This window comes from Paenibacillus sp. PL91, assembly GCF_012935325.2.
Lineage (GTDB): Bacteria > Bacillota > Bacilli > Paenibacillales > Paenibacillaceae > Pristimantibacillus.
In genome coordinates, this window is record NZ_JABBYG020000010.1 from 143,945 (window position 1) to 167,654 (window position 23,710).

General features: G+C 47.5%; 22 protein-coding genes and 1 pseudogene. 22 read left to right on the forward strand and 1 reads right to left on the reverse strand.

The features are described from left to right. The first annotated feature begins 17 nt into the window (after positions 1–17). The 4 genes from HI950_RS22180 to melA all read left to right on the forward strand — a co-directional run bounded on the left by HI950_RS22180 (position 18) and on the right by melA (position 3,995). A complete protein-coding gene (locus HI950_RS22180) occupies positions 18–692 on the forward strand; it encodes a sulfite oxidase-like oxidoreductase (RefSeq protein WP_169082682.1) in 675 nt (224 codons plus the stop codon). Further along, on the forward strand, positions 693–1,418 hold the full coding sequence (locus HI950_RS22185) for a nucleoside phosphorylase (RefSeq protein ID WP_169082681.1): 726 nt from the start codon (positions 693–695) through the stop codon (positions 1,416–1,418). Positions 1,419–1,454: 36 nt separating this feature from the next. After that, positions 1,455–2,369 carry a helix-turn-helix domain-containing protein gene (locus HI950_RS22190; protein ID WP_169082680.1) on the forward strand — a complete coding sequence of 305 codons (915 nt, stop codon included), beginning with the start codon at positions 1,455–1,457 and terminating at the stop codon, positions 2,367–2,369. A gap of 129 nt (positions 2,370–2,498) precedes the next feature. After that, positions 2,499–3,995, forward strand: a complete 1,497-nt coding sequence (melA, locus tag HI950_RS22195; RefSeq protein ID WP_169082679.1) for an alpha-glucosidase/alpha-galactosidase — start codon at positions 2,499–2,501, stop codon at positions 3,993–3,995. On the opposite strand, the gene HI950_RS22200 is transcribed toward melA, so the two are convergent. Next, positions 3,992–4,603 (reverse strand): 3'-5' exonuclease, encoded by a 612-nt coding sequence (locus HI950_RS22200; protein WP_169082678.1) that lies wholly within the window; start codon positions 4,601–4,603, stop codon positions 3,992–3,994. The genes melA and HI950_RS22200 overlap by 4 nt on opposite strands. A 672-nt stretch (positions 4,604–5,275) precedes the next feature. On the opposite strand from HI950_RS22200, the gene HI950_RS22205 reads away from it, so the two are divergent. The 18 genes and pseudogenes from HI950_RS22205 to HI950_RS37295 all read left to right on the forward strand — a co-directional run. After that, the gene (locus tag HI950_RS22205; RefSeq protein ID WP_169082677.1) at positions 5,276–6,532 is read left to right on the forward strand and encodes an MFS transporter; all 1,257 of its coding nucleotides are present in this window, start codon (positions 5,276–5,278) and stop codon (positions 6,530–6,532) included. Positions 6,533–6,782: 250 nt separating this feature from the next. Next, a complete protein-coding gene (locus HI950_RS22210; protein WP_169082676.1) occupies positions 6,783–7,934 on the forward strand; it encodes an MBL fold metallo-hydrolase in 1,152 nt (383 codons plus the stop codon). A 28-nt stretch (positions 7,935–7,962) separates the two neighbouring features. Further along, the gene (locus tag HI950_RS22215; RefSeq protein ID WP_169082675.1) at positions 7,963–8,445 is read left to right on the forward strand and encodes a DsrE/DsrF/DrsH-like family protein; all 483 of its coding nucleotides are present in this window, start codon (positions 7,963–7,965) and stop codon (positions 8,443–8,445) included. Between the two features lie 96 nt (positions 8,446–8,541). After that, the gene (locus HI950_RS22220; RefSeq protein ID WP_187768144.1) at positions 8,542–9,324 is read left to right on the forward strand and encodes a sulfite exporter TauE/SafE family protein; all 783 of its coding nucleotides are present in this window, start codon (positions 8,542–8,544) and stop codon (positions 9,322–9,324) included. A gap of 20 nt (positions 9,325–9,344) precedes the next feature. Beyond that, a complete protein-coding gene (locus HI950_RS22225; RefSeq protein WP_223285432.1) occupies positions 9,345–9,923 on the forward strand; it encodes a sulfurtransferase TusA family protein in 579 nt (192 codons plus the stop codon). Between the two features lie 31 nt (positions 9,924–9,954). After that, the gene (locus tag HI950_RS22230; protein WP_169082673.1) at positions 9,955–10,179 is read left to right on the forward strand and encodes a sulfurtransferase TusA family protein; all 225 of its coding nucleotides are present in this window, start codon (positions 9,955–9,957) and stop codon (positions 10,177–10,179) included. Positions 10,180–10,395: 216 nt separating this feature from the next. Then, positions 10,396–10,656: a metal-sensitive transcriptional regulator gene (locus HI950_RS22235; RefSeq protein ID WP_169082672.1), complete on the forward strand. Its 261-nt coding sequence runs from the start codon at positions 10,396–10,398 to the stop codon at positions 10,654–10,656. A 45-nt stretch (positions 10,657–10,701) separates the two neighbouring features. Next, on the forward strand, positions 10,702–11,568 hold the full coding sequence (locus HI950_RS22240) for an NAD-dependent epimerase/dehydratase family protein (protein WP_169082671.1): 867 nt from the start codon (positions 10,702–10,704) through the stop codon (positions 11,566–11,568). A 228-nt stretch (positions 11,569–11,796) separates the two neighbouring features. After that, positions 11,797–13,137, forward strand: a complete 1,341-nt coding sequence (locus tag HI950_RS22245; RefSeq protein WP_169082670.1) for an ABC transporter substrate-binding protein — start codon at positions 11,797–11,799, stop codon at positions 13,135–13,137. A 28-nt stretch (positions 13,138–13,165) separates the two neighbouring features. Beyond that, positions 13,166–14,953, forward strand: coding sequence for a cache domain-containing sensor histidine kinase (locus tag HI950_RS22250; RefSeq protein WP_169082669.1), 1,788 nt, complete (start codon positions 13,166–13,168; stop codon positions 14,951–14,953). Positions 14,954–14,958: 5 nt separating this feature from the next. Then, positions 14,959–16,575, forward strand: coding sequence for a response regulator transcription factor (locus tag HI950_RS22255; RefSeq protein WP_169082668.1), 1,617 nt, complete (start codon positions 14,959–14,961; stop codon positions 16,573–16,575). A 39-nt stretch (positions 16,576–16,614) separates the two neighbouring features. Beyond that, positions 16,615–17,655: a DUF4037 domain-containing protein gene (locus HI950_RS22260; RefSeq protein ID WP_169082667.1), complete on the forward strand. Its 1,041-nt coding sequence runs from the start codon at positions 16,615–16,617 to the stop codon at positions 17,653–17,655. A gap of 168 nt (positions 17,656–17,823) precedes the next feature. After that, positions 17,824–18,630, forward strand: coding sequence for an ABC transporter ATP-binding protein (locus HI950_RS22265; protein ID WP_169082666.1), 807 nt, complete (start codon positions 17,824–17,826; stop codon positions 18,628–18,630). 9 nt (positions 18,631–18,639) lie between these two features. After that, positions 18,640–20,460, forward strand: a complete 1,821-nt coding sequence (locus HI950_RS22270) for an ABC transporter permease (protein WP_169082665.1) — start codon at positions 18,640–18,642, stop codon at positions 20,458–20,460. Positions 20,461–20,587: 127 nt separating this feature from the next. Further along, entirely contained in the window at positions 20,588–20,923 is a 336-nt protein-coding gene (locus HI950_RS22275; protein WP_169082664.1) for a PadR family transcriptional regulator, read from the forward strand. Position 20,924: 1 nt separating this feature from the next. Beyond that, positions 20,925–21,749 (forward strand): permease prefix domain 1-containing protein, encoded by an 825-nt coding sequence (locus tag HI950_RS22280; protein WP_169082663.1) that lies wholly within the window; start codon positions 20,925–20,927, stop codon positions 21,747–21,749. 29 nt (positions 21,750–21,778) lie between these two features. Then, positions 21,779–22,534, forward strand: a complete 756-nt coding sequence (locus HI950_RS22285) for a hypothetical protein (protein WP_169082662.1) — start codon at positions 21,779–21,781, stop codon at positions 22,532–22,534. A gap of 821 nt (positions 22,535–23,355) precedes the next feature. Further along, positions 23,356–23,526: pseudogene (locus tag HI950_RS37295) on the forward strand (transposase); the annotation flags it as partial. Positions 23,527–23,710 lie beyond the last annotated feature (184 nt).

Consider the following 23,710-nt stretch of genomic DNA (forward strand, 5'->3'; position numbering starts at 1 on the left):
ATATGGAGGTAATCACGATGCACAAAAAAGCAGATCGTCTGAAAAAAATAACTGCGATCAGACAAGCGGAGGTTGCTCCTGAGCTTGCCGGTCGCGTACCGCCAGGCCAAACGTTGACGGAACGGTTTCCGATTTTGCATGAGGGGGATGTGCCTCTTTACGATATTAGCAAATGGTTGCTTCGGGTGTTTGGCGAAGTGGAGGAGGAGCGCTCGTTCAGCTTCGACGAGCTTCTCGCGCTCCCTCAAACCAAAGTCTCATGCGACATTCACTGCGTTACGCGCTGGTCGAAGCTGGATACAGAGTGGGAAGGGATTAAGTTCAAGGACCTTTTGCCTCTGCTCGGCGTAAAGCCGGATGCTAAATATGTAATGATTCACGCGGACGAGGATTATGATACCAATCTGCCGCTTGAGGATTTGCTGCACGATAACATATTGCTCGCACATCGCTACGACGGGGAGCCATTGACCGACAAGCATGGCTGGCCGATGCGTCTGCTCGTTCCGCATTTATATTTCTGGAAGAGCGCGAAGTGGATTACGGGCATTGAATTTATGAAGGAGGATCGCGAAGGGTTCTGGGAGCGCAATGGCTTTCACAACTACGCGGATCCGTTTAAGGAACAGCGCTTCAGCAGCGAGGAAAACTCGATGCCTGAGGATGAATGGATGAAGAAGGAGTTTGATTAATTGATGCTTCCTATACTACAAGTCAATCCAGAAGATTTGCCGTCAATTGCAATCGTATGCGGCGATCCGCGTCGTGCGGAGACGATTTCACAGAAGCTTGCAAATGTAAAAGAGCTCGCGTTCGCCCGTGAATACCGGACGTTCGTGGGCGAGTACGAAGGCGTGCAGCTTGCGGTAGTGAGCCACGGAGTAGGCTCGCCGGGAGCGGCTGTCTGCTTTGAGGAGCTCATTCGCGGCGGCGTGAAGACGCTCATCCGCGTTGGAACTGCCGGCTCCTATTCGGCCGACCATCCTGCGGGAAGCCTCGTCGTCAGTACGGCGGCAGTCCGTGCGGAAGGCCTTACGCATCAGCTCGTTCCTGCCGGCTTCCCAGCCGTTGCGGACAGCGAGGTCACGGCCGCGCTGTATGAATCGGCGCTTGAGAGCGAAGGCATCGTAAAGAAAGGCATTACCGTAACGCTTGATGTGTTCTTCAATGGTGTTGTGGAAATCCCGCACCGCCAATATAAGCAAGCTGGCGTGCTTGCCGTAGAGATGGAAATTGCCGCATTGTATGTTATAGCTTCGCTGCGCGGAGCGCGGGCAGGCGCGATTTTGGCGCTGGATGGATATGCGGATTCCGATTTGGCGGGCGAGTACGATCCACATACCGATGTAGTGGCGAAGGCCGTTGAGCGGGAAATCAATACGGCGCTGCGCGCTGTCGTTAAGCTTGCATCCGTGTAATTATTATTTGTTGCTGAGCTAGGAGGGGAACATCTCGTGAGCGGAACGCTTTTCAAACGAGACTGGTTGAATGGGGATTTGCATCCGCATGTGTTCGCTTATTATTTTAAGCAGTGGGCAGATTATTCCATGACCTTTCATACGCATGATGCGATTGAAATTATGTATGTCATTTCCGGGGCATGCGGCATCGAGGTTGAAGCGACAGCAGCGAGCGCCGCTTGCGAGATGACGCTTAAGAAGGGCGAGTTCATCATTTTAGATGCGAATGTTCCTCATCGCCTGATCGTTGACGAGCGCGGGCCGTGCCGGATGCTAAACGTCGAATTTGATTTTAGGGAGCGCCAGGCGGCGTTCCCTTCTATGCGTCAGCTTGCTTTGGAGGACGAATTTGTGGCCAAGTTGATCACAGAACCGTCCTCTTATTTGTTGCTGCGCGACCCAAGCGAGGTCTATCAGGTGCTTAAGAGCTTGGTGCTGGAGCTTGATAGCCGTGGCAAAAGCATTAATTTGAAAGCGGAGCTATTGTTTGCGCAGCTGATTTTGGCGATTGCGCGATTGCACGGCGAATCCGGTACGCAGGGGATCAACGCCGTAGAGCTCTATGTGAAGCAATCCATTGCATTCATGCATCACAACTATGATAGGGATATTCAGGTCAAGGATATTGCAGCGGCAGTCAGCCTGCATCCCGGTTATTTGCACCGAATATTCAGCGCGCACTATGGCAAGACGTTAACCGGCTATTTAACCGAGCTGCGGATGGAGAAGGCGAAAATGCTGCTGCGCGAGACGGATGTTGCGATCGCGGACATCTGTGATTATGTAGGCGTGGGGAGCCGGCAATACTTCCATGCGATGTTCAAAAAATATACCGGAATGACACCGATTGCTTACAGAAACGCGGTGGATACGCAAATTTTGGATAGCAGGGGTTTGAAGCCGGAATAATAAAAGTGACGATTTCTGACACCAGGAGAGCGAGTTGGTCACTATTTTGATAACGCTTCCGTTTTATCGTTGTTACAATGTAGAGGAGATTAAGCGACTCTATTCAACGATAATCGGAGGCGGTTTGACATGTCTAAGTTTAAAATTACATTTATCGGCGCAGGCTCGATTGGATTCACTCGGGGCTTGCTGCGCGATTTGCTCGCGGTTGAGGAATTCCGCAACATTGAAGTAGCTTTTACTGATATTAATGCGCATAACCTCGAGATGGTAACCGCGCTTTGCCAGCGCGATATTCATGAGAACGGCTTGTCGATCTCGATCCAATCCACTACCGATCGGCGCGAAGCATTGAAGGATGCAAAGTATGTTATTTGTACCATTCGTGTTGGCGGCCTGGAGGCGTTCGCGACGGATGTTGATATTCCTCTCAAATACGGCGTTGACCAATGCGTGGGCGATACGCTAAGCGCAGGAGGCATAATGTATGGCCAGCGCGGCATTGCCGAAATGATGAACATTTGCCGAGACATTCGTGAGGTAGCGGCAGAGGATGTGATGCTTCTCAACTATGCGAATCCAATGGCGATGATGACGTGGGCATGCAACAAGTATGGCGGCGTGCGTACGATTGGCTTATGCCATGGCGTTCAGGGCGGACACTGGCAAATTGCCGAGGCGTTTGGCCTTAAGCAGGAGGAAGTCGATATTATTTGCGCGGGCATCAATCATCAGACCTGGTACATCCAAATCAAGCATAATGGTGAGGATTTAACCGGCAAGCTGCTGGAGGCATTCGAGAAGCACCCTGATTTCAGCCGCACGGAGAAGGTGCGGATCGATATGCTGCGCCGCTTTGGCTATTACAGCACGGAGTCCAACGGCCATTTGAGCGAGTATGTCCCATGGTACCGCAAGCGTCCAGAGGAAATCAACGATTGGATCGACCTTAGCTCGTGGATTAATGGGGAAACGGGAGGCTATCTGCGCGTTTGTACGGAGGGGCGCAATTGGTTCGAGACCGATTTTCCAAATTGGATGAAGGACAAGGCGAATGAATTCAAGAACGAGCTGCGAAGCCACGAGCATGGCTCTTATATCATCGAAGGGCTTGAAACGGGCAGAGTGTACCGCGGACATTTTAATGTGGAAAATAAAGGGGTCATCGCGAATTTGCCAAACGATGCGATTATCGAGGCACCGGGCTACGTTGACCGCAACGGCATATCGATGCCGACGGTTGGCGAGCTGCCGCTTGGCGCCGCAGCCGTATGCAATGTGAGCATTTCGGTGCAGCGCCTAGCCGTTGAGGCAGCCATTCATGGTGATGACAAGCTTCTGCGCCAGGCTTTTATGATGGACCCGTTGGTTGGGGCCGTGTGCAATCCAAACGAAATTTGGCAAATGGTTGATGAAATGCTTGTGGCGCAGGAGCAGTGGCTGCCGCAGTATTCGGATTCGATCGCCGCAGCCAAAAAGCGGCTAACGGAAGGCCCGCTGATTCCTACGCGCGATTATGCCGGAGCGGCACGCCTCAAGGTTAAGACGGTGGAGGAAATGCAGCAGGACCGGGATGCCGCAAACAAAAATGCCGGTGAATCGGATAAGGGGAAGGAGCGCGTCTAGCGCGCATATTTCAGCTCTGTAGCCTCGAGCCTTGTTCCGGGCGGGCTCCAAGCAGGCGGGCCGAACTTTTTCAGATATCCCAGTGTATTTATGTAGCTATCAACCGATTGCTCATCGTTCATTTTTTTGAAAATTTCCCAGCAGGCGATCACGTCATTTAGCGCGCGGTGGCCGCCAATTAACGGAATGCCATAACGATCCGACATGTCCTTGAGCGTATGCGGATAGACATGCCTTGTACGGCTAATCGTCAGCGTATCGATAAAGCTGTTCGTAAATGATCTGCCGGCGATGCGCAGCAAGGAATGGTGCAGGAAGCCGAGATCGAAGGCAGCGTTATGTGCAATCAAGATGTTGTCGCCCAGCATGCGGTTTAATATACGAAATGCGGTATCCTCATCCATGCCGGTAGCGGTCATTTCGTCGGTAATGCCGGTCAGCTCCGTTATTTTCGCGGAAAGCCTGCCGTCATATTGGACTAACGTGCTGAACTCACTGGCGATTTCGCCATTCACGCAGCGGATAGCTGCCATTTCTATAACCCGGTCCTTCTTCGGATCAAGGCCGCTCGTTTCAAAATCAATAACAGTATAAGAATAATTAGTCATAGTAGATTCACCACTTTTTTTTGTAATAAGGTACTATCGTTTATGAAATAATTCGACAAAAAAGATAAAAAACCTTTTATTGCGCAAACGAAACAACCCATTACCAGGGCTTATTAAGCCGGTAATGGGTTGTTTGTGTTTTAGCGGGAGCTTCTGAATCGGTTAGTGGTTGTTGCCGGATCCGTTGCTTTTTTTATCAGAAGTTTTTGTCGTCGTGTTTTTGGTCGCGTGACCTTGCTGCTTCGCCATTGTAGGTTCCCCCCTTTCGAAGTAATGGTTGTATTTTGTGATTGGAGGGGAGCTGTCTATTCAGGGTTAGGCAAAAGAATAGGAGGGATGCATCCAGCAGCCAGCAACAAAAGGATGGCTAACCCTATTTTTAATTTTATAAGCAGCCCCGATAAGGCAATCCATGATTGAATATATGTTAATATTTGTTAGTCTAAATCCTTTAACTGCGATGTCTACCATTTTCAAGTCGAGTCGGCAAGTCTAATCATGCGAACGATGGACAAAAACAATGAATACGGTTACTTGATCGCTCCATATGCAAGGATAGCGGCTAATTTGAAGGAGAGAGCGCTTTCTAAAGCCGAGGGTATATGATATCCATGTGATAAACTAATTAAAAAGATAGGTTAATTAGTTGAGAAACAACGGGGGATGCAGCATATGCAGACGGAGACCAGATTTTGGAGCAGATTTAATCTATTCAAAGGTTCGCAGATTCCGCCAGAAAGCAGGCTCGGCAAGGACGCTGTAACTGCCTTAACGATTCATTGCTGCTTTCAGTTCGGCGCATCGATGTCAGGCTTGTTTCTCAACTTATATTTGTGGAGGCTGACACAGGATTTAACGGTAAACGGGATTTATAACATCGTAGTTTTCTTACTGACGCCGCCTGCATTCGCGCTTGGAGGCTGGATTGCCAAGAAGCGTGACCGAATGGTGACATACCGGCTGGGCATCGTCATGATCGCTATTTTTTACTTAATGGTCGTAATTGCACAGGAGCATGTCGCTCAATATTACATATGGTTTGCCATCTTTAACGGCGTAGCTGCCGGGCTGTATTGGACCGGATACTTAGTCATTCAATATGATGTCTCGACGGAAGCGAACCGGATTCGGTTTCTGGCAATCAATATGATCTTCTTTAATGCGTCGGGGCTAGCAGGTCCAGCACTTGCCGGTTTTATCATTCAGCGCAGCGAGGGGCTGCACGGTTATGTGGTTATTTTCACACTTGCGTTCATCATGTTTCTTATAGCTGCGTTCGTCAGCTTCCGCATTCCGATGGTGCCTTCTCACCATAAAGCCTATTATTTAAAGTTTATGGGTCTTGTGATGAACAAAAACCGGCGCTGGCTGAAGGCGTTGTTCAGCTTCTTTGTGCTCGGGCTGTTCCAAGGAATCATGCTGTTTCTGCCCAATATTATGCTCTATCAAACGGTTGGCCGTGAGGATTGGGTAGGCTACATGGGCGTTTTCTTCTCTTCGCTGACCGTTGCGACCGGCTATGTCATTTCAAGGAAGGCACAAAAGGAGCAGGTACGCAAATATTTGATGCTGTCTACGACTGGCGTTGCGATAGGCTCCGCATTGCTGCTCTTCCAAGTTGCATTTTGGTCTGTTGCCGTATTTATGATATTGTTCTCGATCTGCAATCCGCTCGCAGTCAACACGCTTACCTCCTATTACTATCGTCTCATTGGAACGCTTCCGCTCAAAGGACAGCTCCGCGTTGAATCCGTTGTTATGAGGGAGCTGTTCTTGAACGTAGGGAGGGTCATCTCAATAAGCGTCCTTATATTGCTTGCTTCTGATTTGGGTTCGATATGGATGCCGATTGTGCTGTTCACTACAGCTGTGCTTCAGTACATTTCGGTCATGTTGATAAAAGAGAAGCAGCAAGCCGAGCAGCAATAATGGCAAGGTTTATCTTAGTAACGATACGAGTGTGGGACTGCCCAATCAGGTCTAAACGGAGCTGAGGGCAGTCTCTTTCTTTTTTTAAAGGAAACCCAATTCAACTAAAGCAGTCGATCTGCCATAGGATGGGCTTTGCCATGAGCTTCAGCCGATGCGGGATTGACGTAGCGAACAAAATCATTTATATTCATTTTATACCCATACGGGTATACGTATATAGCATAGATGCAAGAAAGGGGAGAAGAATATGACGACAAATCCATCTCAAGTACGAGGCATGACCGCAGCAGCATTAACGAAGAAGATACTCGGCAATCAGCCATTATTTATTTTAGATGTGCGAAATGAAGCGGATTTTAACGATTGGAAAATAGAAGGCAAGCAAATACAGACGGTAAATATCCCGTATTTTGAGCTTCTGGATGGCGTAGAAAATATTTTGGATCAAATACCGGACGACCGAGAGGTGCTAGTCGTTTGTGCGAAAGAAGGCTCATCCATCTTTGTAGCGGAGCAGTTGACCGAGCAAGGAAAGGTTAATGTTTCTTTTCTAAATGGCGGGATGAAAGCATGGAGCGAGCATTTGGAGCCAGTAAAAGTGGGCGAGTTGAAGGATGGAGGCACCATCTATCAATTTGTACGGATAGGAAAGGGATGCCTTTCCTATATGGTTATATCTGGGGATGAAGCAGCAATCATTGATGCGGTTCGTATGACGGAGGTATATGAGAGCTTCGCCCATGATCGCCGTGTGTTGATTAAACATACGATCGATACGCATCTTCATGCAGACCATATATCAGGCGGCCGCAAATTAGCGGAATCAACGGGCGCTTCCTACTGGCTGCCGCCAAAAGACGCGGATGAAGTCGTATTTTTCTATCACAAGCTTGGCCAAAGCTCGACGATTACGGTTGGAAAATCAACGATCAGCATTCAGCCTGTCTATTCGCCAGGCCACACGATTGGCAGCACTTCGCTAATTGTTGACGATCAATACTTGCTTACAGGCGACAGCTTATTTGTTCAATCGATAGGTCGTCCTGATTTGGCCGGCAAGGCGGAGGACTGGGTCGGCGATCTTCGAAACACCTTATATAACCGCTATAAATTATTATCGGAGGATTTGACCGTATTACCTGCTCATTTTGGCCAAGCGACCGAGCTTGGAGATGGAGGCAAAGTATCAGCCCGCTTGGGTGATTTATATCGGATGAATCCAGGATTAAACATCCAAGATGAAGCTAAGTTCAGAGCAGCGGTTACGGAAAGCTTGCCGCCTCAGCCCAATGCGTATGAAGCGATAAGACAAACCAATATGGGAAAAACATTTCCTTCGGATGAAGAGCAGCGAGAGATGGAGCTCGGCCCTAATCGCTGCGCCATTCACGATAAATAAATGGTTCGATTTGAGGAGGAGCTCATGAATGAGTAATACAAAGGAAAAATCAACAATTGTGCTATTTAGCGGAGATTTGGATAAAGCGATCGCTGCGTTTATTATTGCCAATGGGGCTGCTGCCTATGATCATGAGGTAACGATCTTCTTTACATTTTGGGGTCTAAATACGCTGCGCAAAGATCAAGCAATAGCTGCTCCAAAAGGCTGGCTGGAAAAAATGTTTGGTTGGATGATGCCGCGAGGGGCAGATAAGCTTGGTCTCTCTCGAATGAATTTTGGCGGAATGGGGCCTAAAATGATCAAGCACGTAATGAAAAAGCATAATGCGCTAACGCTGCCGCAGCTCATTGAGCTTGCTCGTGAGCAAGGCGTGAAATTGGTCGCTTGTACGATGACGATGGATTTGTTAGGACTGCAAGAGGGCGAATTGCTTGATGGCATCGAATATGCGGGCGTTGCGGCCTATCTGGGAGATGCGGCAGATGCGAGGGTTAATTTGTTTATTTGATCGAAGGTAGAACAATGAGCAAAAGTTAAGGACTGATTGTTGATTTTTTTTAGCTATTTCTTATACCTGTACAGGTATATGTATAAGGAGATCGTTATGGATTATGGATGGATTATCCTGCTGCTCGCAATTGGGTTTATTGGATCATTAGTTTCCGGGATGGTTGGCATTGGGGGCTCCATCATCAAGTATCCTATGCTGTTATATATCCCGCCAGCGCTGGGCTTTGCAGCATTCAGCGCGCAGGAGGTATCGGCGATTAGTGCGGTTCAAGTTTTTTTTGCTACACTCTCCGGCATGCTGGCTTTCCGAAAGGGCGGCTACATCAATAAATCTCTTGTAGCGATTATGGGATCAACGATTGTAATCGGCAGCTTTATCGGAGGCTACGGCTCCCAGTTTTTGACGGACTCGTTCATCAATATGACGTATGCGATTTTGGCGCTTATTGCCGCGATAATGATGTTTCTTCCGAAAAAGGGCGAAGAGAAAAGGGACTATGCCAAGCTGACGTTCAATAAGCCGCTCGCCGCATTTTTTGCCGCTGTCATTGGGGTCGTATCGGGCATTGTTGGAGCAGCGGGCGCTTTTATAACCGTTCCAGTCATGCTGGTCATTTTGAAAATACCTACTCGCATCGCGATTGCGTCCTCCTTAGCCATTACTTTCATCTCCTCCATCGGCTCAACAGCAGGTAAGGTGATGGGTGGGCATATGCTGCTTGCCCCGTCAATTGTGATGATCATTGCAAGCATTATTGCGGCACCAATCGGGGCTAAAATCAGCAAAGGGCTGAATGCCAAGCTGCTGCAGTGGATTCTTGCTGTTCTCATTGTCGCTACAGTCGTCAAAATCTGGCTCGATATATTATTGAAATGAGTAGAGGAGGCAAACCGCAAATGTCAGCTATAAAAGTTGATCTGAGCATAGATTGTGTTGGTCTTGCATGTCCGCTGCCCGTCGTCAAAACCAAAAAGAAAATGGACGAAATGAATGCCGGCGAGGTGCTGGAGGTGACGGCTACAGATAAAGGCTCCGTTGCCGATCTTCAAGGCTGGGCAAAACGGATCGGGCATCAATATATAGGCCTGAAGGAAGTAAATGGCGTCTTCCATCATTTTATCCGCAAGGTGGAAGCGGCCGATAGGAATGCCGAGCTTCAATACCCCCACATCATGACGAATGAGGATATTCAAAAGAAGCTGAAGGCGGGGGACAAAATCAACCTTATCGATGTGCGAGAGCCGGCGGAATATGCATTTGGACATATGACCGGTGCCATATCGATACCGCTTGGCGAGCTGGAAGGCAGGCTTGGCGAGCTCTCGCCGGACGATGAATATGCGGTCGTTTGCCGAACGGGCATCCGAAGCGATCTGGCCTGCCAATTGCTCTTGGAAAGAGGATTCGCAAAAGTGAAAAATGTGAAGCCGGGCATGGCAGAGTGGACGGGTTCCATAGAAAAGGTTGAAAGCTAGCGTTATATCATTTTTGAGGAGGAATAATGAAATGGCTGATCTTTTTGTAGATGCAAAGGGACTTGCTTGTCCGATGCCGATTGTTAAAGCAAAGAAAGGAATGGATTCACTGCAAACGGGACAGATTATGGAGCTTCAAGCAACGGATAAAGGCTCGCTTATCGATTTTCAAGCATGGGTCAATAAATCGCAGAATGAGCTTCTAGAGACGAAAGAAGAGAATGGCGTGTTTACCTTTTTAATTAAAAAAGGTTGATTATGGATGCATCGCCGATTCGAAAAGCTATCACTGCGCGTGATAGCTTCTTCTTGTCATGGAAGCTCAATTCCATTGTCTCCATACCTAACTAGGTATATAATTTATTTCATGTCAACAGGATATGGAAATTGCCTATTCGATATAAGGGTTTAAAGCCTGCACGTGGAAAGCATGCGATGAAATAATAAAGAAACGGAAAGGAAGCGTGTAAGGATGAAATATGATGATGATGTAAAGAAACGACTAAAACGGATCGAAGGACAAGCGCGAGGCGTTCTGAACATGATGGAAGAGGAGAAGCACTGCAAGGACGTTGTGAGTCAGCTGTCCGCCATTCGAAGCGCAGCAGATAAAGCAATTGCCTATATCGTAGCGGTAAACTTGGAGAAATGTATACTTGAGGAAATAGCGGCTGGCAAAGATACCGAAAAAGTCGTCAAAGAAGCGATGGAACTGCTGGTAAAGAGCCGTTAAAATATAACGTTTTGTTCAAATGAAGATGGATGGAGCGATGTTTGGATGAAAAAGAGAATAGTTGTAACCGGCGGCAGCGGGAAAGCAGGCAAATGGATCATTAAAGATTTGATTGAGCACGGATATGAGGTGCTGAATTTGGATTGGAAGCTGCCGGAAGAGCGTTTATGCCAGACGCTAATTGTAGATCTTAACGATTTGGGTCAGGTTCACAATGCTTTATCGCAATTGAGCATCAGGGACAGGCAGCCCGTTGAGGCTGTGATTCATTTTGCCGCTATACCGGAAGCCTTCATTTATCCGAACGATGTCACGTTCCGCAATAATGTGATGAACACCTACAATATTTTGGAGGCTGCCGCTAATTTGAACATTAGCAAGGTGGTCCTAGCATCCAGTGAGTCGTCCTATGGGATCGTATTTGCGAATCAGTTTTTTGCGCCGAACTATTTGCCAATCGATGAAAGCCATCCGCAATTGTCCGAGGATAGCTACGGTTTATCCAAAATGGTCAATGAAATGACGGGGGAAGCGTTCCACAGAAGAACAGGCATGCAGGTCATTTCCTTCCGCCTTGGCAATATTCTTGAGCCTAAGGATTACCCGAGAGTGAGGCAAACCTTTGAAACGCCTGAAGAGCGCGTTCGCATTCTTTGGAGCTATATCGATGTCAGGGATATGGCTGCTGCCTGCAGATTAGCGGTGGAGAAGGATGGTTTGGGCGCTCAGGCGATTATACTCGCAGCGGATGACACTTCGACCAATCTGCCAAGCGAAGAGCTGATCAATCAGTTCATGCCTGAGCTCGCGGAGTATGCCGAGCAATTGCCAGGACGAGCGAGCTTTCTGTCCAACGCCAAGCTCAAAGAAATGCTAGGCTGGCAGCAGCAGCATTTCTTCATGGAGCAATAAAGCTCTGCGACATGAATAGCTATCATTTGCTTAAATAAGCCAATTCAGCCCCAAGCGGGCCGGTTGGCTTATTTTTTATACGAGTACAATAATCTGCCAGCACGGCTAACCAGAGCATATTTAAATAAAAATACAGAAAAAATGAAAAGGATATTAGTCTCGGAATCTGTTATTCTGAATGGATGAAATGATGCAGCAGATCGCAAGGAGCAAAGGGGGAGTCATGCCATGCGAAGGAAAAAATATACAATCGGCCTGGCGATAACGTTAGCAATGATGCTTATGACAGGCTGCACGAAAGGCGGCGGCACTCCTTCGGTAAATGACGGACAGCAAGAGAAGGTCGAGATTGAAAAACCGGTAACGCTTACTTTTTGGCGAAACTCCGGCAACAAAGCTGAAAATTCGGCATATGACCAATTGATAGCCTCATTTATGGAGAAGCATCCGGCGATAAAAATAGAAATGATGCCATTTCCGTACAGCGATTACGATACGAAGCTTAGAACGTCGGTCGCAGCGGGCAATCCGCCCGACATTATGGCTATCGATGCGCCGAATCTAGCGTCCTACGCGGAAGCTGGCGCATTGCTGCCGCTGACCGAAAGCTTCAATCGAAATGGGCATATGGAGGATATTCCGCAAACGACGATCGATGGCTATACGTATCGGCAAAATATATATTTGGCTCCGGTAACAGAATCGTCGATCGCGATGTTTTATAATAAAAAAATGTTTGAGGCTGCCGGCATTCCTCTGCCTTCGCGCAATCCGGACGAAGCGTGGACTTGGGATCAGGTTCTGGAGGCAGCGAAAAAAATCAATGATCCGGCTCATGGCATTTATGGCATTGATCCTGCGCAGGGGTTTCAGAACGCAGGAGCGACCGCTTATTTCAAATATCCGATCATTTGGCAATTCGGGGGAGAAGTGATGAATCCGCAAGGAACATCGGCGAAGGGTTATTTGGACTCGCCTGAAACGAAGCGGGCGCTAACCTTCTATACCGACCTGTTCACGAAATATAAGGTGGCATCATTTGAATATCCCGTAGATGCATTCCCTAACCGCAAGCTGGGCATTACGATAGACGGGACATGGACGCTCTCGCATATTGCGGAGAACTTTCCCGACTTCAGGCTGGGCAAGGACTTCGACGTTGCTCCACTGCCGAAAGGGAAGAAGCAAGCGGTTGCCAATGGGAGCTGGGGACTAGGCATATCGACAAAGAGCAAGCATCCGGATGAGGCTTGGCTGTTCGTGAATTGGATGACCAGCTATGAGGGCTTGAAAATGTATACAAGCATTACGCATGACATTCCAGCGAGGTACTCCGTCGCTAAGGAATTTACGGAGCTCAATGAGTATCCGAAAAATATTTTTGTCATCCAAAACCAGAAATATGGCAGGCCGCGGCCGATTACGCCCGTATTTCCGCAAGTATCGGAGGCTGTCAAAAATTTGTTCGAGGAAGTAGCGCTGGAGAAGCGGGATTTGGATGAGGCGATTCAGTCTGCGATCAGCACCATTGATAAAGCGTACGCCGATTCAGAAGCGTTAATGAAATAAAGAAGATAGATAGAGAGGGGGCTGCCCAGTGTTTTTCTCATTAAGAAGCCGGCTAATGGCCGCTTTCTCTTTGCTGCTGATCGTCCCTTTTATTACGCTTGTGCTCGTGCTAAGTCAAGAATCGGCAAAGCTTATCCGGCAGTCCATCGAGACCTCGACCTCGCAGACGATCGAGCAATTTGGCTCGCATCTCAATACGTCTATGACCCAGGTTGAGGAGATTGGCAACCAAGTGATGAGCAACAGGGTGACGCAGGAGTGGATAACCGCTCAAATGAGCCCGGAAAGCACGGTGGAGGAGCGTCTTCTCGCCAAGCAGAGGCTAATGGAATATGTATCCTCCTATTCGATCAACAATTCCAGCGGCATTTCAATCGGCGTTTTCTCTGACTTCGGGGGCGGCGTATGGACGCAGGATCGAACATACTTGGAGCAGGATTGGTATAAGTGGTTTACAGAGGAGGACAAGCGCTGGACGAAGGCGCATTCGGACCCCGATCAGGCGGATACGATCATGAAATCCAGACTAGTTAACAGTTATTTGCTGCCGTTGGTACAATTGCAATCGTTTACAAAATCAGGATTTGTAAAAATCAATTATCCGACCTCCGTCCTGCGTGATGCGATTGAGAAAATCCGCTTCGGCAAAACCGGACGTGCCTTCCTGCTCGATACAGACGGAAGCAGCGTGCTTAATCAGCAGGTGCCGGAGGACAGCCTGTCAATATTGTCGGCAGGCTTAGCAGAAATTAAAGCGGCTCAGAGCGATGCGACGAGCGGCGTGTTTCCGATTAAGCAGGAAAACGACAGCTATTTATTGTTTTATCGTTATTTTGAGGAGCAGGATTGGTATGTCATTGGAGAGGTGCCTGAGAAAGAGCTATTCATTAAGATCGATCAAATCCGCCGCATGATGCTGTTTGTTAGCGTCATTTTGCTGCTGCTCATCATTTTTGTTGCCTATTGGCTCTCCTCTGGCATTACGAGGCCGCTAACGTCGATGGCTAGAGCGATGAAGCATGTTGAGCGTGGAGAGTTCGCGCAGGCGCTTAGCATGATGCCGTCCGTTCGCACCGGACATAGCGAGGTTGGCTATGTGACGAGAATTTTCGAGAATATGACGACTCGCCTGCGTTACTTGATCGAGACGGAATTCGAGACGAATCTGCGCCGCAAAAACGCCGAGTATAAAGCGCTGCTGCTGCAAATCAATCCGCATTTTTTTAATAACACGCTAGAAATTATAAGCGGCCTCGCTGCGATGAAAAAAAATGATGTATTAATGGACGCGACGGAAGCGCTTGGCCAAATGATGCGTTACTCGCTGAACTTAAATAGCGATTTAGTTAAAGTGAAGGAAGAGATGAACTACATCCGCGATTATTTGTTTATCCTTCAGCTGCGGTACGAGGAGAGGCTGCATGTCGAGATCGAAGAGGATATGGCGTCGAGCCAGCTGCTGATCGCTAAGTTTATATTGCAGCCGATCGTAGAGAATGCTGTTAAATATAGCTTGGAGGTGAGCGGTGTGGCGAACCTTTCTCTTCGTGTCAGAACGGAGCAGGATAGGCTTCACATCGCCGTTGCAGATAACGGGATTGGCATGGATGCTGAATTGATATCCCAATTGATGGGGGAGCTTAGCGGCAGCAGCGATTCGGTTGATATTTTGTACAGCGGCGGGGATAGCATTGGACTTCGTAATGTGTTGTCACGCTGTCGACTCTATTATGGGGAACAGCTTGTTGTCAGCATCAAATCAAAGCGTGGCGAAGGAACGGAGATTCAAATCAGTATTCCCGCAGTTAAGGGGTGAGACAGATGTACAGCATACTATTGGTTGATGATGAAGCGGGTGTACGAAACAGCATAAAAGCAAAAATAGATTGGAACGCGGCAGGCTATCAAATCGAGGCTGAAGCGTCAAATGGCGAGGAAGCGCTTGAGCTGTTGAAGGCTCGAAAGCTTCCAGATGTACTCATTACGGATATCCGCATGCCTCAGATGGATGGCATTGGGCTCATTGCTGCCTGCAAGCGGCTGTACCCGTCGCTCAAGATCGTTGTATTGTCCGGCTATTCGGATTACGCCTATATGCAGGCAGCTATTCAAGCTGGCGTTAAGGATTATTTGCTCAAGCCGGTTGGGCGAAGAGAGCTGACTGCATTGATGGAGAAGCTGTCGGCGGAAATTGCGTTGGAGCAGTCTGATGAACTGCTGCAAAGAGCGGAGCAGCTTCAAAGAGAGCGGCAGATGTTTGCATTGCAGGAGCAAATGCTGCTTCGGCTTGTGAAGGAGGAGTTCTACAGTCTATTCGTCATAAAGGAAAGATTGGAGCAGCTGAGCTTGTCGGCTTTCATCGATGAACTGCTTCAAGTCCGTTTCGTTGCCGTGGAAATGCGAGTGCCTCATGGAAGGCTCGGCGATGAGCGTGAGCATCTTGATTTGCTGCACATGGCTTTCCAGATGTTATGCCGGGAAACGGCGAACAAGTATACAGGCATTCATCCTTTTTACGATGCCAGCCACCCTTCGATGATGCATTTCCTAGTGCAGACTCAGGCGGAGGAAGCATGCCTAGGAGCAGACTTAACGGAACGGTTTGTTCGCCAAATTAAAACGAATATACTAAAATATTTGAGGCTCGACTCCGTGATCGGGGTCGGAGAGCCAGTCAGAGGCGTAAAGCAATTCAAAAACGGCTACTCGTCCAGCATGCTCTCGTGGAGCCGCAGCACGATTCATGGCACGAATGGAGCGGGCGATCAGCAGGTAAAGGATTTGATCGCGGCGTTCTCGCCGGAAATGGAGAGGCAGCTTGTCGTGTCCGTTGAAAACGGCGACTATAAAGCTTATTCCGCACTCATTGAGCACATTATTCCGCGCGGAATTGATTATCCGATGTTCTCCTTTACGTTTATCGCATCGCGTATATTGCTGCTCTTTCATTCCATCGCCAAAAAGTATGAGGCGGGGGACACGGTGCTGCAAAAGCGGCTTTGGGATTGCCAAATGACGATCGGCGACTTGCATTCGCGCGAGCAAGTATTAGAGCAGTTGGAGGAGCTTGCCCGCCTTGTGATGAAGGAAGCGATGAAAACGCGCAGCTCAAGCGGCCAGACGATCGTTAAAGCGATCCAAAAATATGTAGACGACAACTTCGCGTATGAGCTTACGCTGACTTCGCTGGCTGGGATGTTCCATCTGAACGAAACGTATTTGTCAGGGCTGTTCAAGCAGCATGTGGGCGTAACGTTCAGCGAATATTTGACGAGCTTACGAATGAACAAGGCGGGTGAGCTGCTGGCGCAAAGCAACCTCAAGCTGACGGATATCGCGATGCTTGTCGGCATATCCAGCTCCAGCTATTTCAGCACTTCGTTCAGGAAGTTCTATGGGCTGAGCCCTAAGGAATACCGGGAGCGGCAAAATGAATAAAAATGAGGACAGATGTCCATCGATTTGGAGGTAATAGCGATGTCCTTTATCAATGGAATAGAGCTGTGCCGTCGATTTCATAAGGAAATCGTAGAGCCCGTCATGGCGGACAATTACCCGTGCTTGAATTATTCGTCAGCTCTCATCGGTCCAGGCAGCGAGGTGCTTGGTTATGATACGGAGATGTCCACTGATCATGATTGGGGGCCTCGTGTCTATTTGTTTCTGGGCCGACATGATAGCTTGTATGCGGACCGAATAAAATCCGCTCTGCGGGAGCGGGCTCCAGAACGATTTTATGGCTTCCCCATTGATCTGAGCACTAGCGTAATTACAACTGTTCCGAGTTTTATTGCAAGTTATCTAGCTGTCGACGAGGATGAATGCTTAGAACGATTGGATTGGCTGACCTTTTCTTCGCAGTCCCTTCTTGAAATAACGAGAGGCGAAGTATACAGGGACGACAATGGCGAGCTTGCCGCATTGCGTAAGCAATACGCGTATTACCCTCACGATATTTGGTTGTACTTAATGGCATCCACCTGGCAGCGGATCGGCCAAGAAGAGCATTTGATGCTTCGTGCAGGCTTTATCGGCGACGAGCTTGGCTCATCGATTATCGCATCGCGCCTAGTGCGCGATATGATGAATCTTTGCTTTCTCATCGAGCGTCAATATGCCCCTTACCCCAAATGGTTCGGCACTGCATTCAAGCGTTTAAAATGCTCGGAGCAAATGATGCCTTACCTTTGGACCGTTCAAACGGCAGCAGTATGGAGAGAACGGGAGTTTGCCTTAAACCATGCTTACAGGCAATTATCCAGCATGCACAACCTGCTGGGGATCACTGAAAAGGTTGCTGATGACGTATCCTTTTTTTATGATCGCCCCTTTAAAGTGATGAACGGGGAAGGAATCGCAAGGCTGATTGCTAACGAAATTAAAGATACGGATATTCAACGGCTATCGCAAAATCATTTGATTGGCAGCATAGACCAGATTTCAGATAACACAGACTTTAAGAAGATGAGCAGGACGGCTTTAAAGGAGTTATTGAAAGCCGCTTTAACCCGACGATAGCGCGAGCCGCTGTCTTCGGTTTTTTTTTCGTTTGATGCGCCGCACTCCTCATATTAAGGAAATCTTTAAGAATTCTTTAGTGTTACATTACGTTTGCTTTAGGCGTCTTCCTTATACTGAATATTATGGCGGAGCTCTTCAAGCGCCAAGACAGAAGGAGATGCAGCAATGACGACAAAAGCGCCAGTTATCGATATAAGGCAAATATCCAAAATATACGGAAGCAAGAAAGAGAATCAGGTGTATGCCTTAAACCATATTTCGTTCACGATGCAGGAAGGGGAATTTATTGGCATCATGGGCGCGTCCGGTTCCGGCAAAACGACGCTGCTGAACGTTATATCAACGCTTGATAATGCGACGGAGGGGACGATCGCCATTGCCGGCACGGATATTACGCGCATGAAAGCTCATGAGTTGTCTGACTTTCGGGCGCAGCGGCTAGGATTTATTTTTCAAGATTTTAATCTGCTCGACAATCTGACGGTTTTTGAAAATATTGCGCTGCCCCTGTCCTTGCAGAACGTGCCAGCGAGCGAGATACGCAGCCGGGTTCAGCGTGTGATGGAGAATCTCGGCATTTTAGCGCTGGCGGAGCAATATCCGGCGATGATCTCCGGGGGCCAAAGGCAAAGAACGGCTGCGGCGCGCGCAATCGTTCACGAACCAGCGCTGCTGCTCGGCGACGAGCCAACGGGAGCGCTCGATTTGAAAAATGCGGTCGGCCTGCTGGAGACGATGAAAAGGCTGAACGAGGAGCAGCGCATTTCGATTCTTATGGTGACCCATGATGCGTTCAGCGCAAGCTACTGTGGCAGAATTCTGTTCATACAGGATGGAGAGCTGGTGAAGGAGCTGCACCGCACGGGCAGCCGGGAGTCCTTTTACAAGCAAATTCTTGATATGCTCGGCGATTATGGGGCATCGGCTGCTGCAGCGGCTGCGGTACAGTGGCATGGATCGGAAAGGCAGTGAGATGACATCATGTTAATGAAATTAGCTTTATCCGGTATGAAAAGCAAATACAAGGATTATATCGTGCTTCTCGCGGGACTCGTCATGTCGATCTCCATTTTTTATATGTTTCAGACGATGGCGTGGAACCGCAGCTTCACGGAAGAGAACGCAATCATTAATTCGATACAGTTAGTGTATATACTAGGCTCGGTGCTGCTCTCGTCGATTACGTTTTTTTACATTCTTTATGCGAACGGATTTTTGCTTTCGCTGCGCCAGCGTGAATTCGGTCTTTATATGGTGCTCGGTGCGAGAAAAAGCAAAATACGCTCGCTTATGTTTATCGAGACGATCGCGCTTGGTTTTATCTCGCTCGCGGCCGGACTTGCGCTTGGGTTCGGGTTGTCCGAGCTTGTCGGACAGCTGATTGCGAAGCAGCTGAATGCGAACTTATCCGGCTACCACGCAGTGTATATGCCAGCTGTTTTGTTTACAGCCTTTTTCTTTGTCATCCTGTTCGCTTTGTCTGCCATTTGGAACCAGCTGAAGCTGGCTCGTTTGCAGGTGCTGCAGCTTGTGCATGGCAGTGTTCAAGCGGACCGGATGTGGCAGAGCAGCTTCTGGAAAGTGCTGCTTGCTGTTGTAGGGCTCATCGCCTTGGGACTAGGCTATGTTTCTCTGACCTTTATGGAGCAGCTGCGGGAAATTGGTCTGTATACCGCGACCGTCATGACACCGCTCGGCACCTATCTGTTGTTCATGACTTTGCTCCCGCCGCTTGTAGCAAAATGGAAAAAAAGCAACAACACGCGCGGAATAAAGGCATTTACTTACGGACAGCTATCCTTCCGAATCAATGGCCTAACGAAGCTGCTGGCAACTGTTGCCATGCTGATCGCGCTCGGCGCGGGCGCAATTTCCGGTGGAATGGCTTTCGTAAACGATGCCAAAATTAAGGGCGAGAGCTATAGCGTATATGACGCCATTGTGCATGATCCAACAGCTGAAGTGGAGGCTGTTCTTGCTGAAATCCCATTCACGGAGCGGCTGGAATACCGTTATAAAATCGAGAATGAGCTAATCTATTTCGCAAAGGAAGATCTCGAAAGCCACCGCCCATTTGCAAGTCTGACAAGTAATCAGAAATACGGCGATCCGCTCAATCGAATTACAGAGGCGCTTCCGACAGGTGCGGACGATAGGGCGACGCCTTATAGTGAGGAGTGGCAAGATTTTTTGTCGCGGATAACTCCGGACCAGTCATTAAGCTACCGTATTGTCGATGAGCAATCCTTGCAGAAGCTTCAATCAGACGAAAAGGTTATCGTCATCGGAAAGACGAGCGATTTTTTGGCTAACCGCTCCTCCTGGGAAGCGCTCGACAAGCTTGCAATTGATAAAAATAATGATGATTACATGTCATGGAGCAAGTATCAGTATTACCAGTATGCCCTTGGCAATGCGACCGGCACCCTCTTCATGGGCTTCTTCCTTGGCATAGCTTTCCTCGCTATGATGGCAAGCTGCTTGATGTTTAAAATTTTGTCAGGCGCTGCTAAAGACGTCCAGCGTTATGAGATGCTAAGCAAGCTGGGCGTAAGGCGGGAGAAGCTGTCACGCTCGATCTATCATGAGCTGTTCCTCGTGTTTCTGTTCCCTGGGATCGCCGGTCTCTTGCATGTACTAGTCGGGATGAACCTATTTTCGTTCATTTTGGCCGAGCCGTACTATCGCATCTGGATTCCAATCGCATTATTTGCTGCTATTTATTCGGGTTACTATCTCTTAACGGTGAGGTTGTATCGGAACATCGTGCTGCCGGGACGGAGCAATACCGCAAGATCATAATAACGAACAGCCTAGGCATAAGCCTAGGCTGTTTTTTTTGCTTTAGTGACAGCTGAAGTGTTTTTTTGAATGAATACCTTGCATTATAGAGTATTATATTTTAAAGTACAACTAGGAGGTGAAAAGGATGGAATTGAACAAAGAGGTGCTTAAGGGTCATATCGATACGCTAATCCTCTCGTTGTTACATAGCAAGGACAGATATGGGTATGAGCTGGCAAAGCTTGTTCGGGAGAAAAGCGAAAGTCAATTTGATCTGAAAGAAGGCACGCTTTATTTGTCATTAAAGCGTTTGGAAAACAATAAATGGATCACATCTTATTGGGGCGAAGAACAGGGTCCCGGGGGAAGACGGAAATATTATAAGCTAACTTCGCTTGGTGAAGAGGGCTTTGAACAAAAACGTTCGGAGTGGCAATTTTTGAAAAAAATGATGGATTCGTTTATAGGAGGGGGAGAATAAGATGGGTCAAATTGAGCTGTTTGTAGACTCGGTCTATAAAAATGCAGGAGGAAACAAGAAAGAGATCCAAGAATTAAAGGCGGAAATGAAAAACCATTTGCTAGAGGCCGTCCATGAATTGAAAATAGAAGGAAAATCAGAGCAGGATGCGATAGCGATTGCGATCGAACGATTCGGCGGGGAAAAGGAAATGCGCGTTGTTGTCGGCCAATTGTTTAAAGCACAGAAAATTTTCGCTAAAAGGGTGCTGTATATCGCTTTTGCCTTTCTTCTTATTAGTCTGGTGGCGTCTGGCGTGATATGGAAGGTTGAAACGGATAATAGAGCTGAAAACGCTGCTATTTCTAGATCCTTGTATGATGTGCTAGACAAACAAGCAGTCATTTCAGAGCAGACGGACAAGACCATTAAAGCTATAGTAAGAGATGCAAAACAAATTACAAACGTTCAAATCTATAAGACGAGCGAGGTCAAAACAGTAACAGCTGAGGGCAGCGTATCTTACTTCAATCATCAAGCAGAGCCTATCTATCGGTACGTTAGAGAAATGCGGCCTTCTTCCGTAATGGACTTCTATTATGCGCAGAGCGATAAATGGTTTATCCATTTGGAGTCCAAAAATCTGGCTACGCTAGTTGGTTACCTTCTCACAGCAGGCATTGCGATTTATGCGGTTTTATTTACGATTTGGGCTACGATCAATGCCTATCACCATCAACGCTTGAACGCCGGCTGGATCATCGGTTTTGCTTTATTCAATGTGCTGGGCTACCTTGCGTATTTTTTAGTAGGCATAAAGGCGAGGCGCAGTAATATCATAAGCTGAAATAAAACGCTTAGAAAGGAGAACCGCATATGTTTGCTGCTGATGAAATTTTAAGAGTATGGAGAAAATTCGATAGGTTTCCAATGGAAACATTAACAAAAGCTTGGTTCTATAAACAGAATACCGCAAAAAAACAAAGAGAAGTAACTCTCATGAAGGAGCATTACGAGCGATATGGCATAACGGGCAATTGTTTTGACCTCACCATTTGGCTGCTGCATGAGTTTGAAAATGAGGGTATTGAAGCTTATCCCGTTGGTCATGATCTTGGAACACCGGATGCACACGTTGCTGTAATAGCGAAAGATGAGAAAGGGAAACGTTATTTTTGCGATTTAGGAGACCAGTGGCTAAACCCAATCCAAATAGAAGCGGGCAGTGAGCATAAATATAAAGGTTTCTTTCCTGCGGCAGAAATCCAAGTGAATGCAGAAGGTGATTTGTTCACCGTTCATTACCATAGACCAAACGGGAAAATGAGTAAGCAAAGCTTTGATCTTACCAAGATTAATAGCTTTGATTTATGGAGAGCTGCTGAAATATCCCAAAATACGATAAAAACGATACCTTTGTTAGAATGCAGGATTCCCTATAAGGCTGAAACCGCACATTGGGAATTTTACAATTGGGGAAGTATTCTAAGCACAACAGAAGGATTAGTTGATGAGCCAAAAACAGAAGATATTGAACAATGGTGTTTGAGAATAAATCAAAAAACGGGATATGATAAAAAATTTCTCTCCGAAGCCTTACAGATTTATAGAGATATGCGATATACCCATTAATGAAAAGGGCTGTCTCAAAAGTGGGAACACCCCGATTTATAAGCGAAGGGACCTCTTAACCCACTGCTAAGTGGGGACGAGGTCGAAGTGGAGCATAAAAAATCATGAATTGGCTTTTGGGACAGCCCTATTCTGCTCCATTGCCTTTTCCTAACTATAAAATTTTCTAACCAGTTAGTTGAGAGCCCCCGGAGCTCCTTGAGTCTCTGTCATTCGCTCCTTAACCTTACTTTCCACGAGATCTTTCGCTTATTCTAGCGCTCATTGTTCTAATTCATAAGTTAGAAATAAAAAGAAACCCCAAATTATTTCATTTTTGTGGAATTAACAGGAAAAGCTCCATCTATTTTCCCTTTGAGATGGCAGATCGATCATTTAGCTGGAAAAACTCCCGTTAATCGGCTCACTTTCACCGAAAGAGGGTCAAAAGCGATAAATTAACGGGAGAAAATCCATCTAAACCTGACTTTCGCTCAAAAACACTTGAAATAACGGGAGTTTTTCACGTTAATGCTGTCTCTAGAGGTCGCAGCCCCATTCTCAGCACATCAATCGCCAGTGCAGCTGCATAATAGGGTTAAGACGGGGAAGTGATTCGTATTAACCAGCATCCTCAACCGTTTCGATTGAGTAAAATGAATAGAAGGCTTTGCAGCTTCGCATTGTAATTTTCTCTAAAATAATGAATGACCTCTGAATAGGTGTTTCTTGATTGTAATAAGGAATTAAAGTGAAGCAATCGGTCACTAAGGCCGCGTGAAGCCCTTCAAGAAGGATCAGCGTCAAATACCTCTCCCGGCTTACGAAAGGAACTGGCATGAATGATTGAACCCGAAAGTGTATTCGGCAAATAAAGAATAACCGGATTCCGCCGATTCCTGCTTCGTGGCTTGCCAAAAGTAAGCTTGGAAGTGGGGTGGCTTTCGCATGCCCATAATCTCATGAAGCAAGCAACCATAGACCAGAATAGAAAAATAGCGGTACAGGAATAGCCCCCTGTACCGCTATTTTTCATGTTTTCCAACATTTCCGTTCAAAGCGAATCTATCTCTCCAGTGAGCTTACTACTTTTGAGATAGCCTCTTTTTTTTTTGTTTGAACCAAAAACTTTGAAAGTCCGAACCCGAGCATAGTGAAATTAGTGCCGATTTCTTTTTGATATAGTGATCGTGCAGC

Coding starts and splice junctions, on each gene's coding strand:
- HI950_RS22240 (WP_169082671.1), top strand. CDS start 10,702: ATGAAAAAGAGAATAGTTGTAACCGGCGGCAGCGGGAAAGCAGGCAAA.
- HI950_RS22280 (WP_169082663.1), top strand. CDS start 20,925: ATGGGTCAAATTGAGCTGTTTGTAGACTCGGTCTATAAAAATGCAGGA.
- HI950_RS22210 (WP_169082676.1), top strand. CDS start 6,783: ATGACGACAAATCCATCTCAAGTACGAGGCATGACCGCAGCAGCATTA.
- HI950_RS22205 (WP_169082677.1), top strand. CDS start 5,276: ATGCAGACGGAGACCAGATTTTGGAGCAGATTTAATCTATTCAAAGGT.
- HI950_RS22230 (WP_169082673.1), top strand. CDS start 9,955: ATGGCTGATCTTTTTGTAGATGCAAAGGGACTTGCTTGTCCGATGCCG.
- HI950_RS22180 (WP_169082682.1), top strand. CDS start 18: ATGCACAAAAAAGCAGATCGTCTGAAAAAAATAACTGCGATCAGACAA.
- melA (WP_169082679.1), top strand. CDS start 2,499: ATGTCTAAGTTTAAAATTACATTTATCGGCGCAGGCTCGATTGGATTC.
- HI950_RS22245 (WP_169082670.1), top strand. CDS start 11,797: ATGCGAAGGAAAAAATATACAATCGGCCTGGCGATAACGTTAGCAATG.
- HI950_RS22260 (WP_169082667.1), top strand. CDS start 16,615: ATGTCCTTTATCAATGGAATAGAGCTGTGCCGTCGATTTCATAAGGAA.
- HI950_RS22275 (WP_169082664.1), top strand. CDS start 20,588: ATGGAATTGAACAAAGAGGTGCTTAAGGGTCATATCGATACGCTAATC.
- HI950_RS22255 (WP_169082668.1), top strand. CDS start 14,959: ATGTACAGCATACTATTGGTTGATGATGAAGCGGGTGTACGAAACAGC.
- HI950_RS22220 (WP_187768144.1), top strand. CDS start 8,542: ATGGATTATGGATGGATTATCCTGCTGCTCGCAATTGGGTTTATTGGA.
- HI950_RS22265 (WP_169082666.1), top strand. CDS start 17,824: ATGACGACAAAAGCGCCAGTTATCGATATAAGGCAAATATCCAAAATA.
- HI950_RS22200 (WP_169082678.1), bottom strand. CDS start 4,603: ATGACTAATTATTCTTATACTGTTATTGATTTTGAAACGAGCGGCCTT.
- HI950_RS22270 (WP_169082665.1), top strand. CDS start 18,640: ATGTTAATGAAATTAGCTTTATCCGGTATGAAAAGCAAATACAAGGAT.
- HI950_RS22215 (WP_169082675.1), top strand. CDS start 7,963: ATGAGTAATACAAAGGAAAAATCAACAATTGTGCTATTTAGCGGAGAT.
- HI950_RS22225 (WP_223285432.1), top strand. CDS start 9,345: ATGTCAGCTATAAAAGTTGATCTGAGCATAGATTGTGTTGGTCTTGCA.
- HI950_RS22285 (WP_169082662.1), top strand. CDS start 21,779: ATGTTTGCTGCTGATGAAATTTTAAGAGTATGGAGAAAATTCGATAGG.
- HI950_RS22235 (WP_169082672.1), top strand. CDS start 10,396: ATGAAATATGATGATGATGTAAAGAAACGACTAAAACGGATCGAAGGA.